Source organism: Agrobacterium sp. 22117, from assembly GCF_052045735.1.
GTDB lineage: Bacteria > Pseudomonadota > Alphaproteobacteria > Rhizobiales > Rhizobiaceae > Agrobacterium > Agrobacterium cavarae.
In genome coordinates, this window is the sequence record NZ_JBQEPP010000002.1 from 203,407 (window position 1) to 215,989 (window position 12,583).

9 protein-coding genes are annotated in these 12,583 nt (G+C 59.9%); 5 read left to right on the forward strand and 4 right to left on the reverse strand.

The features are described 5' to 3' along the window. Positions 1 to 677: 677 nt before the first annotated feature. The 4 genes from gltB to ACTJKV_RS05375 are packed head-to-tail and all read left to right on the forward strand — an operon-like array spanning position 678 to position 7,640. The gene (gene gltB / locus ACTJKV_RS05360) at positions 678 to 5,432 is read left to right on the forward strand and encodes a glutamate synthase large subunit (RefSeq protein WP_116492390.1); all 4,755 of its coding nucleotides are present in this window, start codon (positions 678 to 680) and stop codon (positions 5,430 to 5,432) included. Between the two features lie 56 nt (positions 5,433 to 5,488). Beyond that, positions 5,489 to 5,767, forward strand: a complete 279-nt coding sequence (locus ACTJKV_RS05365; RefSeq protein WP_274103102.1) for an antitoxin — start codon at positions 5,489 to 5,491, stop codon at positions 5,765 to 5,767. Beyond that, positions 5,764 to 6,162: a type II toxin-antitoxin system VapC family toxin gene (locus ACTJKV_RS05370; protein WP_274103104.1), complete on the forward strand. Its 399-nt coding sequence runs from the start codon at positions 5,764 to 5,766 to the stop codon at positions 6,160 to 6,162. Before ACTJKV_RS05365 ends, ACTJKV_RS05370 begins: the two co-directional genes overlap by 4 nt. A 20-nt stretch (positions 6,163 to 6,182) precedes the next feature. Further along, complete coding sequence (locus ACTJKV_RS05375; protein WP_062427885.1) at positions 6,183 to 7,640, forward strand: glutamate synthase subunit beta; 1,458 nt, start codon at positions 6,183 to 6,185, stop codon at positions 7,638 to 7,640. 59 nt (positions 7,641 to 7,699) lie between these two features. Here ACTJKV_RS05375 and ACTJKV_RS05380 read toward each other — a convergent pair whose 3' ends face one another. After that, positions 7,700 to 8,662, reverse strand: coding sequence for a GlxA family transcriptional regulator (locus ACTJKV_RS05380; protein WP_274103105.1), 963 nt, complete (start codon positions 8,660 to 8,662; stop codon positions 7,700 to 7,702). Between the two features lie 80 nt (positions 8,663 to 8,742). Between ACTJKV_RS05380 and ACTJKV_RS05385 the strand changes: the two genes are divergently transcribed. Further along, positions 8,743 to 9,414 (forward strand): DJ-1/PfpI family protein, encoded by a 672-nt coding sequence (locus ACTJKV_RS05385; RefSeq protein ID WP_274103106.1) that lies wholly within the window; start codon positions 8,743 to 8,745, stop codon positions 9,412 to 9,414. An 80-nt stretch (positions 9,415 to 9,494) separates the two neighbouring features. Here the strand turns inward: ACTJKV_RS05385 and ACTJKV_RS05390 are convergent, their stop codons facing one another. The 3 genes from ACTJKV_RS05390 to ACTJKV_RS05400 all read right to left on the reverse strand — a co-directional run bounded on the left by ACTJKV_RS05390 (position 9,495) and on the right by ACTJKV_RS05400 (position 12,392). After that, positions 9,495 to 9,686: a hypothetical protein gene (locus ACTJKV_RS05390; RefSeq protein WP_111849550.1), complete on the reverse strand. Its 192-nt coding sequence runs from the start codon at positions 9,684 to 9,686 to the stop codon at positions 9,495 to 9,497. 153 nt (positions 9,687 to 9,839) lie between these two features. Continuing rightward, positions 9,840 to 11,078, reverse strand: coding sequence for an SGNH/GDSL hydrolase family protein (locus ACTJKV_RS05395; RefSeq protein WP_440598518.1), 1,239 nt, complete (start codon positions 11,076 to 11,078; stop codon positions 9,840 to 9,842). A 90-nt stretch (positions 11,079 to 11,168) separates the two neighbouring features. Then, positions 11,169 to 12,392, reverse strand: coding sequence for a lytic murein transglycosylase (locus ACTJKV_RS05400; RefSeq protein WP_062427985.1), 1,224 nt, complete (start codon positions 12,390 to 12,392; stop codon positions 11,169 to 11,171). Between the last annotated feature and the right edge of the window lie 191 nt (positions 12,393 to 12,583).

Genomic DNA, 12,583 nt, shown 5'->3' on the forward strand with positions numbered 1-12,583 from the left:
CTCATCAGCGAAGACGAGTTTATGGAAAGGCTGGTTCAGCGCCTAGCCAACAAGTATCGCTAGCGCGTCAACTATCCTAAAGTGATCAATGAAGACGTCGAGCTGAGTGATAATGTCTACAAAGCCAAGATGGACGGTGAGGGTGCATCCCGTGTGAAGGTCCACGTCAACGTCTTCATAGAGCCCTATTCCTCGCAGCCCGAAGCAGAAACCCATTTCGGTAAATTCTGAACAAAGGAGAAGCCATATTTGGCCGCCTGCTCCGTCGTCACCCGACGATAGTCGCTAACGAGATGGTAATAATGGAAATTACGGATGGCTCTGATCGAGATGCCGCCCAGCTTGGCTGCAAGCTGACCAATGAAGTGCTTCCGCTGATCTCTATTCACCTGCACGTGTGTGCGATGAAGTTATAAAGGCGATCATTTTAGCGCAGCTAAACAAGAAAATTACGCGTTACTTCCTTCCGTTGAAATTTCACGTCACAATGGTTCTCTATAAATTAACGGCATCCCCTTGCGGAAGGTGGGTGTTTCTGTCATTGTTCAGACAGAATTAAGACAGCATTGCTGTCCTAAATTGAAATGCGGAGACGGATTTGGCTTTCAAGATTGGGGCCGGATCGGCCTCCGCCTCTCTGCGTGACACCATGCAACGAGTTTGCAGGAGGGATGAAAATGACCATACGGCTGGAAGGCGAAAACGCCCAAGGACTTCAGACCCTGGCACTTCAGACGAATGACTGTCCGACCGACGCGCCGAAGGCGATCGCGCCTCGCGCCACGATTGGCGGTCTTCCGGCCAAGCAGGGTCTTTACGATCCGCGCAATGAGCACGATGCCTGCGGCGTCGGCTTTGTCGCGCATATGAAGGGTCAGAAGTCGCACCAGATCGTCAAGGACGGTCTTTTCATCCTTGAGAACCTGACGCATCGCGGCGCCGTCGGTGCCGACCCGCTGATGGGTGATGGCGCTGGCATCCTCGTGCAAATCCCCGACCGCTTCTTCCGTGAGGAAATGGCAAAGCAGGGTGTGACGCTGCCGAAGGCCGGCGAATATGCCGTGGGTCACATCTTCTTCCCGCGCGATCCGGAACGCATCGAGCACTACAAGAAGGTCATCGTTGATGTCATCGGCGAAGAAGGCCAGCAGTTTCTTGGCTTCCGCGACGTGCCGGTGGACAATGCCTCGCTCTCCAAGGCGGCGGACATTGCCGCGACCGAACCGCATCACGTGCAGGTCTTCATTGGCGCCGGTCGCGAAGCCGCCACCAATGCCGAATTCGAACGCCGTCTGTTCCTGATCCGCAAGGTTCTGTCGAACCGCATCTATGATGCCGGCGGCGGCAAGGAAGCGCAGGATTTCTATCCGGTGTCGCTCTCCTCCTCGACCATCGTCTACAAGGGCATGTTCCTGGCCTATCAGGTCGGTGCTTACTATAAGGACCTCGCCGATCCGCGCTTCGAAAGTGCGGTGGCGCTCGTTCACCAGCGCTTCTCCACCAACACCTTCCCGTCCTGGAAGCTCGCCCACCCGTACCGCATGGTTGCCCATAACGGCGAAATCAACACGCTGCGCGGCAACGTCAACTGGATGGCGGCGCGCCAGGCTTCGGTCTCGTCCGAACTCTTCGGCGATGACATTTCCAAGCTCTGGCCGATCTCCTATGAAGGTCAGTCCGATACGGCCTGCTTCGACAACGCGCTGGAATTCCTGGTGCGCGGCGGCTACTCGATGGCCCATGCGGTCATGATGCTGATCCCGGAAGCATGGGCTGGCAACCAGTCCATGTCGGCCGAGCGCAAGGCGTTTTACGAGTATCACGCGGCCCTGATGGAGCCATGGGATGGCCCGGCCGCCGTTGCCTTCACCGATGGCAAGCAGATTGGCGCCACGCTCGACCGTAACGGTCTGCGTCCAGCCCGCTACCTCGTCACCGATGACGACCGCATCATCATGGCGTCTGAAGCCGGCACGCTGCCGGTACCGGAAGAGCGCATCGTCAAGAAGTGGCGTCTGCAGCCTGGCAAGATGCTGCTGATCGACATGGAAAAGGGCGAGATCATCTCGGATGAGGACGTCAAGCACGAGCTTGCCGCCAAGCATCCGTACCGCACCTGGCTCGACCGCACCCAGCTGATCCTGGAAGACCTGAAGCCTGTGGAGCCGCGCGCGCTGCGCCGCGACGTCTCGCTGCTCGATCGTCAGCAGGCCTTCGGCTATACCAGCGAAGACACCAAGCTTTTGATGTCTCCGATGGCGACCACCGGCCAGGAAGCTGTCGGCTCCATGGGCACCGATACGCCGATCTCGGCCATGTCGGAAAAGTCCAAGCTGCTTTACACCTATTTCAAGCAGAACTTCGCGCAGGTTACCAACCCGCCGATCGATCCGATCCGCGAAGAGCTGGTGATGAGCCTTGTCTCCTTCATCGGCCCACGCCCGAACATTCTGGACCATCAAGGTGCCGCCCGTGCCAAGCGTCTGGAAGTGCGCCAGCCGATCCTGACCAATGGCGATCTGGAAAAGATCCGCTCCATCGGCCACACGGAAGACCGTTTCGACACCAAGACGCTCGACTTCACCTATGATGTGGAGCGTGGCGCCGAAGGCATGCCGGAAATGCTCGATCGTCTGTGCGAGCGGGCGGAATCGGCCGTGCGCGGCGGTTACAACATCATCGTTCTTTCCGACCGTCAGGTGGGTCCGGACCGCATCGCCATCCCGGCGCTGCTGGCAACGGCTGCCGTTCACCATCACCTGATCCGCAAGGGTCTGCGCACCTCGGTCGGTCTCGTTGTCGAAACCGGCGAGCCGCGTGAAATCCACCATTTCTGCCTGCTGGCCGGCTATGGCGCGGAAGCGATCAACCCCTATCTTGCCTTCGACACGTTGCTCGACATGCACAAGCATGGCGCCTTCCCGAAGGAAGTCTCCGACGATGAGGTGGTCTATCGCTACATCAAGGCGGTGGGTAAGGGCATCCTCAAGGTCATGTCCAAGATGGGCATTTCCACCTATCAGTCCTATTGCGGCGCGCAGATCTTCGACGCCATCGGCCTATCGTCGGAATTCATCGAGCAGTATTTCTTCGGCACTGCCACCACCATCGAAGGTGTGGGCCTGAAGGAAATTGCCGAAGAAACCGTGACACGCCACATGGCTGCCTTCGGCAAGGACCCGATCCTTGCCAACACGCTCGATATTGGCGGCGAATATGCCTATCGCATGCGCGGCGAAAGCCACGCCTGGAGCCCGGATTCGGTCGCCACCCTGCAGCATGCCGTGCGCGGCAACAGCCAGGAGCGCTACCGCGAATTCGCCGAAATGGTGAATGACAGCAACCTGCGCATGAACACCATTCGTGGCCTGTTCAAGCTCAAGAGCGCCGAGCAGTCCGGTCGCAAGCCGATCTCCGTCGATGAGGTCGAGCCGGCGGTCGATATCGTCAAGCGCTTCTCCACCGGTGCGATGTCCTTTGGCTCGATCAGCCGTGAAGCGCATACCACGCTTGCGATTGCGATGAACCGCATCGGCGGCAAGTCCAACACGGGCGAAGGCGGCGAAGAGTCCGATCGCTACATGCCGCTTCTCAACGGCCAGCCGAACCCGGAACGCTCCGCCATCAAGCAGATCGCCTCCGGCCGCTTCGGTGTGACGACGGAATATCTCGTCAATGCAGACATGCTGCAGATCAAGGTGGCGCAGGGTGCAAAGCCCGGCGAAGGCGGTCAGCTGCCCGGCCACAAGGTGGATGCAACGGTTGCCAAGACCCGCCACTCCACGCCAGGTGTTGGCCTGATTTCGCCGCCGCCGCACCACGACATCTATTCGATCGAAGATCTGGCACAGCTGATCTACGACCTGAAGAACGTCAACCCGGAGGCAGACGTTTCCGTCAAGCTCGTCTCCGAAGTGGGCGTCGGCACGGTTGCTGCCGGTGTCGCCAAGGCGCGCGCCGACCATATCACCGTGTCCGGCTTCGATGGCGGCACGGGTGCGTCGCCGCTCACCTCGCTGAAGCATGCCGGTAGCCCATGGGAAATCGGCCTTGCCGAAACCCAGCAGACGCTGGTGCTGAACGGTCTTCGTTCGCGCATTGCGCTGCAGGTGGATGGCGGTCTGAAGACCGGTCGCGACGTCATCATCGGTGCGCTTCTGGGTGCCGACGAGTTCGGCTTCGCCACCGCCCCGCTGATTGCCGCCGGCTGCATCATGATGCGCAAGTGCCATCTCAACACCTGCCCCGTGGGCGTTGCAACGCAGGACCCGGTTCTGCGCAAGCGCTTCAAGGGCACGCCCGAACACGTCATCAACTACTTCTTCTTCGTTGCCGAAGAAGTGCGCGAAATCCTCGCTTCGCTTGGTGTTTCCAGGCTGGACGAGATCATCGGCGCTTCGGAGCTTCTGGAAAAGGATGAGATGCTGGCGCACTGGAAGGCACGCGGGCTCGATTTCAGCCGCATCTTCCACAAGGTGGAAGCGCCGAAGGAAGCCACCTACTGGACCGAGCGCCAGAAGCACCCGATCGACGACATTCTCGACCGCAAGCTGATCGAGAAGTCCATGCCGTCGCTGGAAAACCGCGAGCCGGTGGTCTTCGAAGTGCCGATCAAGAACGTCGATCGCTCCGCCGGTGCGATGCTGTCCGGCGCGCTCGCCAAGCGCTGGGGCCACAAGGGCCTGAAGGACGATACGATTCACGTGACGCTGCGCGGCACAGCGGGTCAATCCTTCGGCGCGTTCCTGGCACGCGGCATCACCTTCGATCTCGTCGGTGACGGCAACGACTATGTCGGCAAGGGTCTGTCTGGTGGTCGCATCATCGTGCGTCCGCCGGAAAATGCCCGTATCGTTGCGGAAAACTCGATCATCGTCGGCAACACCGTGCTTTACGGCGCGATCACCGGCGAGTGCTACTTCCGCGGCGTGGCCGGTGAGCGTTTCGCCGTGCGCAACTCGGGTGCGATTGCCGTTGTCGAAGGCGTGGGCGACCATGGCTGCGAATATATGACGGGCGGCATCGTCGTGGTTCTGGGTGAAACCGGCCGCAACTTCGCAGCCGGCATGTCCGGCGGCGTGGCCTATGTTCTGGACGAGACGGGCGACTTCGCCAAGCGCTGCAACATGGCCATGGTCGAGCTTGAGCCGGTTCCGGAAGAAGACGACATGCTGGAAAAGCTGCACCATCACGGCGGCGATCTCATGCACAAGGGACGCGTCGACGTTTCCGAGGACATGACACGCCACGACGAGGAGCGCCTCTACCAGATGATCTCCAACCACTTCCACTACACCAACTCCACCCGCGCCAAGGACATCCTTGACCGCTGGAGCGAGTTCCGTCCGAAGTTCCGCAAGGTCATGCCGGTCGAGTACCGCCGTGCGCTTGAGGAAATGGAACGGCTGAAAATGGGGGTCGCAGCAGAGTAGTTGGGTTTCGACAAATCTTGTGATATGCTTTGTCATATCACAAGATGGAGGTAGTCATGAATGACCATTCCAGCGTCGTTAAAATCGCGCAGGTCTTCAACAATGGACGTAGCCGCGCCATTCGTATTCCGAAGGAATTCGAATTCGAGGCTGACCAGGTGGAGATCCGCATGAATGAAAACGGCGATCTGGTGGTTCATCCGGTGAAAGCACCTCGATCTCCGGCAGGTTTGGTGGCTTTTCTGCGGACGCTTGAGCCGCTTACGGAAGAGGATCAGATGCCGGAAATCGAGGACTACCCACCGGAACCCGTCGATATCGATTTTCCGGAATGAAGTATCTCTACGACACGAATATCATCTCGAACCTTATTCGCTCACCCGACGGCAAGGTTGGTCAGCGCACCGAAATGCTGGCGGTTGGAGATCTTGGGACAAGCATCGTGGTCGCGGCAGAGCTTCGGTTTGGATACCGCAATCGGGGATCGAAGCGGTTGGAAGTCCTGGTCGAGCAGGTTCTGGCAGATTTCGAGATAGCCCCGTGGGCGTCGCCTGCGGATATGCATTACGCCGAGATACGCAGCATCTTGCAGCAGCAAGGTCAGCCGATCGGGCAAATGGACATGCTGATCGCCGCCCATGCGCTTGCGCTGGATGCGGTGGTGGTGACGGACAATGATAGAGAATTTTCCCGCGTGCCGGGATTGAAAGTTGAAAATTGGCTGCGTTAGGCCGCGGAAGGGACTGAGACATGGGCAAGGTTACAGGTTTTCTGGAGATCGATCGTCAGGTTGGCAAGTATCAGCCGGCGTCAGATCGTATTCGCCATTTCCGGGAATTCACCATTCCCATGTCGGATGCCGAGGTGCAGAAGCAGGCGGCGCGCTGCATGGACTGTGGCATTCCGTACTGCCACGGCCCGACCGGCTGCCCGGTGCACAACCAGATCCCCGACTGGAACGATCTGATCTACAACAACAATTGGGAAGAGGCGATCCGCAACCTCCATTCCACCAACAACTTCCCGGAATTTACCGGCCGTGTCTGTCCGGCACCGTGCGAGGAAGCCTGCACGCTGAACCTCGAAGATGCGCCGGTTGCGATCAAGACGGTGGAACAGGCGATTGCCGACAAGGCCTATGAGCTGGGCTTCATCGTGCCGAAGCCCGCCACGGTCCACACCGGCAAGAAGGTTGCGATCATCGGTTCCGGCCCGTCCGGTCTTGCCGCTGCCCAGCAGCTTGGCCGTGCTGGTCACGAGGTGCATGTCTATGAGCGCGAAACCAAGGCCGGTGGCCTGCTGCGCTATGGCATTCCCGACTTCAAGATGGAGAAGAACTTCATCGATCGCCGCGTCGAGCAGATCAAGGGCGAAGGCGTCACCTTCCATTACGGCGTCAATGTCGGCGTCGATATGAGCGCAGAACAGCTGATGGCCGAGCATGATGCCGTGCTCTATTGCGGCGGCTCGGAAACCCCGCGTCCGGCCGGTATCGGCGGCACGGAATTCCATGGCGTTCACGATGCCATGCCCTATCTGGTGCAGCAGAACCGTCGCGTCGGCCGCGAAAACATCGACAGCGTCGGCTGGCCTGCCGATCCGATCCTTGCTGGCGGCAAGCATGTCGTCGTCGTCGGCGGTGGCGATACCGCGTCTGACTGCGTCGGAACCGCCTTCCGCCAGGGTGCCGTCAAGGTGACCCAGCTCGACATCCGCCCGATGCCGCCGGAAAAGGAAGACAAGCTTGCCGTCTGGCCCTACTGGGCAACCAAGATGCGCACCTCGTCCTCGCAGGCCGAAGGTGCCGCGCGTGAGTTCCAGGTGGCAACGCTTGAATTCGTCGGTGACGAGGATGGCGTGTTGACGGGCGTGAAGTGCTGCCAGGTGGATGAGCGCCGCAAGCCAATCGCCGGCACGGAGTTCATCATCAAGGCGGATCTCGCCTTCATCGCCATCGGCTTCTCCGGCCCCTTCACCGATAGCATTTTGAAGGAACTGGACGGCAAGCTGACGCTCAACACCGACCGTCGTGGCTCCACCAACGTCGTTGCCAATGATCGCGACTACAAGACCTCGATCGACAAGCTCTGGGCAGCCGGCGACGTGCGCCGTGGCCAGTCGCTGGTCGTCTGGGCCATCCGCGAAGGTCGCCAGGCGGCGCGCGCCATCGACGAAGCCCTGATGGGAAGCTCGGTTCTGCCGCGCTGATCAGCGGCCCATCTGTCAAATTATCAAGCGCCCGGGACATCGTTCCGGGCGTTTGTGTTTCACTCCACGGCCATAAACCGCTCGCGATAGGCCTGCGGGCTGACCCCGAAGCGGCGCTGGAACAGGCGGCGTAGCGTTTCCTCGCTGCCGAAGCCGGCGCGGCGGGCAGCGCGCGAGACCGGCTGCGCCTGTTCCAACAGGCGTCTCGCGGTTTCCAGACGCATTTTCTCCAGCGCTTTGGCCGGTGTCACTCCGGTCTGTTCGCGGTAGTGGCGGGAGAAGCTGCGCAGGCTCATCCCTGCCTTGTCGGCGAGATCACCAAGTGACAAATCCTGCGTGATGTTTTCCATCATCCAGGCATGCAAGCCGTCGAAGCGACCGCCTTCATCCTGAAGCGTAAGGGCAGCGCTAAATTGCGACTGCCCGCCGGGGCGCTTGAGGAAGACGACGAGCTGGCGCGCGACGGCAAGCGCCACATCGCGTCCGAGATCGTTTTCCACCAGCGCCAGCGCCAGATCGATGCCGGCCGTCACGCCGGCAGAGGTCCAGATGCTGCCGTCCTGAATGAAGATCGGGTCGGGATCGAGCCGGACCTTGGGGAAGCGTTTCCGGAACTCGCCGCAGCGCTGCCAGTGCGTGACTGCGCGCCTGCCGTCCAGCAGCCCGGTGCTTGCCAGCAGAAAGGCACCGCTGCAGACCGATGCCGTTCGTCGCGCCAGCTTGGAGCGCTCCGCGATCCAGTTGATCAAAGCCTGATCCTCGCAGGCACGGTAGACGCCCCAGCCACCGGGAACGATCAGCGTGTCGATCGGCTGGTCGCTTAAGGGCAGGGAAGATGTGCCGATCGGCAATGCAGAGGATGTGACGATCGGATTGTCAGCGCCGACGGCCACCGGCTGATAGGGCGCCGGCTTTCCGGCGTGCAGACAAAAATCATTGGTCGAGGCGAAGACCTGCAAGGGGCCGGCGACATCCAGAAGCTGGACATCCGGGAAAGCTAGAATTTCGATGCGGCGGGTCATTTTGGCCTGAAGCGTGGGATGAATGGCAATCTCGCCAAACGATGCGCGCCCATCATGCTCTCGTCAACAGGAGAGTTCACATGACCTATCGCTTCGGTTTCCTCGTCTTTCCGAATATCCAACAGCTCGATCTGACCGGGCCTTACGAGGTCTTCGCCTCGGCGCAAGACAGCGAGGTGCATCTGGTGTGGAAGGACAAGAGCCCGGTTCGCTCCGTGACCGGGATCAGCTTCACGCCGGATGTCGATTTCAAGGATAGCCCTCAATTTGATGTGCTCTGCATTCCAGGCGGCGAGGGCGTCAATGCGCTGCTTGGCGATGAAGAGGTGCTGGAGTTTATCCGCCGCCAGGCAAAGGGCGCGCGCTTTATCACCTCGGTGTGCACCGGCTCGCTGGTGCTTGGCGCTGCCGGACTGCTGAAGGGCAAACGGGCGGCGACGCACTGGAACGCGATGGATTTCCTGCCGCATTTCGGCGCGACGCCCGTTCATGAGCGCGTGGTGAAGGACGGCAATCTGATCACTGCGGGCGGTGTGACCTCCGGTATCGATTTCGGTCTTTCGCTTCTCTCGGAATTGATGGGCCGGGAGGAAGCCGAGATCGTGCAACTGTCGCTGGAATATGCGCCGGCGCCGCCCTTCCATTCGGGCACCCCGCAAGAGGCGTCGCCGGATGTTCTGGACAAAGCGAAAGGTCGGATCGCGCGCTCACGTCAGGAACGGGAACGGCTAGTCGGCCAGATCGCTTCATAGCGGTGGCTCACCAGCGCATGCCCGCAAAAAAAACGGCCCCCGTGCATCTGCGCGAGGGCCGTTTTCCACATGTGTGGACATCAATGCTTGTTCTTGTGGCTCTGCTGGCCGGCCTTCATGTGCTGCTCCGACGAGCCACCCTGCTTGCCGCTGCTCTTGCTGTCTGCCGAGGACTTTGAAGATGCGCTGCGGGTTGCCTTGTCGTCGCTGTTCTTGTGCGACTGCTTGCCAGCCTTGACGTGCTGTTCGTGCGTGCCACCTTGATTGGCCATGACGGTATACTCCTCATATCCATCTTTTTAAGCAAGGCCTCATGCCTTGCCGGGCGTTAACACGAGGCCAGCGTCGATCGTTCCGATTTTAATATTTCGTGATGGCCAAGATCGTCGTTCGGGTAGCCGACTACCGGTTTTCCCGCAGAACGTTCATTTCGCGGCGGTTTCATCCGTTGGCGACATGCGATAATCATCCACGCGGCCAAGCGGCGCATCTTCCATCAGCCCGCGCTTCGTCAGTCTTTCGCGTGGCGTCTCGACAACGGAGAATTTCGCAGGCGCCTGCTTGCCGCCCAGCAGCGCATCGCCACCGTCGAGGTCAGGGTCGGTCAGGCTGATCGGTTGAGTACGTACCTGCTGCGCATCGATGCCCATAGCGGGCAGCGAGGTGAGGGAGGGCAGGTTGCTGCCGTCCAGCGTGCCGAGGCCGGGCTCGGCACCATCCAGATGGCGGCGGACGAATTTCTCTACGTAGAAGGCAAGCTTCTGCTTGCCGGCCTGCGTCATGCCGATGCCATCCGCTTCACGCAGACGGGCCTGCTGGCCGTTCACGTCATAGCCGGTGGTCACGTATTTGCCGCCCTCATCGACGAAGCCATCCCAGACATCGACGAACTCGCCGCCGAGCTTTTCGATATGGCTGCGGTAAAGCCGATTGAAGCCGACGAAATCGGCCGTCAGCGATGGCGACTGGAAGGCGGGCAGGCCGACCCAGAGCACCGGCACTTGCTGGCGCTTGGCAAGGGTGATCAGCGCATCGATGCGCCGCTCATATTCCTTGAACCAGATCTCGCTGCCGTATTTCTCCTTGGTGCCGCCAATGTCCATGGCCTGACGGTCATTGGACCCCATCATGATGACGATGTTAGCGGGCTTGGTGTCCTTGATAAATTGCGGAAGATTGGCAAACCAGTCGTAGTAATCGGAGCGCACAAGGCCGGATGAGCCATTGGCGCGCACATCGATAGCGATGCTCGCCGAGGTCTCGAAGGTGGAGACCAGCGCTTCGCCCATGGCGCCGGCGAGAAAATCACCGACGATGAGAACACGTCGGGCATTCTCCAGCTTCTCCACCGGTGCAGGCTTAGCGGTGCGCATCTGCACCACCGAGGGTGTGCTGCGCGGTGCGGGAGGCCTGGTGACGGAGCGGCTGGAATTTTGCCGCTGCGGCGCTGCCTGCCGGCGCTGCTCGCGGCGTTCGGGGGCATAGAGACGATCATTATATTGGTTGGGACCGCCGAAGAGCATTTCCATCAGCGTGCGGCGCTCGCGATACTCCTGCGCAATGGCAGGCGCCGTCCATGAGGGCAGGCTGAATGTCACGACAAGAAGCGCGACGCTGCCGCGCTTCATGATCTTTGCAAAGGGTCCTGCTTCTCTTGTGGTCATGGCGTGATGTTCCCGAGACGGTCCCATTGATTATATTCTAATATACGAGGCTCGTCAGGACTTTTATCCGCTACGCGATCGGTTGCCCGATCAGTTACGAAGCGCTCTCAGCAAGGTCTGCGATGGCTCGCCGTCATTTTGCAGGCCCATGCGCTTCTGGATGGCGCTGATTGCCGCTTTCGAGCCGGAGCCGAAATTGCCGTCGATTTCGCCATCGTAATAGCCGAGTTCCTTCATGCGCGTCTGGAGCTCGAACTTCTCCTTGATGTCGAGCGTGCCATTCGGGCGCGGCCACTTCTGCTGCATGCCGCCGAAACCGGCAATCTCGTCTGCCAGAAGGCCGACGGCCAGTGCGTAGCTGTCCGAGGCGTTGTAGCGCTTGATGGTGAAGAAGTTCTTGGTCATCAGGAAGCCCGGACCGTTGGAACCACCTTCGAGCTTCAGCGTCGCGCGATCCGAACCGCGCGGGAAACCCTTGCCATTGGGGCGGAAGAAGCCGAGCTTCTGCCATTCGGCCAGGCTCTTCGTCTGGTCCGCATAGCGCGCACCACCCGCAGGCACGGCTGTCTCGTAGCCCCAGGTGCGGCCGGGCTCCCAGCCGTTCTTGGCCAGAAGATTTGCAGCGGTTGCCAGCGCATCCGGCACGGAATGCCAGATGTCGCGCTTGCCGTTACCGTCCGCATCGACCGCATAGAGCAGGTAGCTCGTCGGGATGAACTGGGTGTGGCCCATCGCGCCTGCCCAGGAGCCGGTCAGCTGCTTTGGCGTGACATCACCGGACTGCAGGATCTTCAGTGCGGCAATCAGCTGGGTGCGGGCAAACTTTGCGCGCTTCGGGTCGGAATAGGCGAGTGTCGCCAGCGCCTGGGGAATATTGTGCAGGCGTTCGGGCTTTTCCAGCACCGCGCCGTAATTGGATTCCATCGACCAGATGGCGAGGATGACGTGCTTGTCGACGCCGAAATTGCGCTCGATCCAGTTGAGCGTCGTGGCGTGCTTCATCTTCATCTCGCGGCCGATGCGCACTGTGTAGGGGTTCACGCGGCTGTCGAGATAATCCCATATCTGAGTGGTGAATTCGGGCTGGAAGGTTGCCTTGCGCAGCGCATCCGGATCAGGTTCAGTCACGCCTGCAAAGGCTTTCTGATAGGTCGCGCGCGAAATGCCTTCCTTGGCGGCTGTGGCATAGAACTGGTTGATCCATTGTTTGAAACCCGCATCTGCACTTGCAGTGACGGGCGTCAAAGCAATTGTCAGGCCTGCGAGTGCCACGCAGCCAAATTTACGGACGCCGGAAAGGATCATCTTTTTCATCGTCAGTCTTTCGTTTCTCTCGAATGTCAGTTCGATTGCGAGATACGCATCGGGCTTCACGATGGGGTACCAAATTAAAGTCAACAAATTCTTTACCATTAACGATAGGTAAGGTCACGCTTTGCAAAAACTTGCCACTTTTGTCATAACAAGTTCGTGTGCGTTACTTAAATGCCGTTGAAATCTCTGAG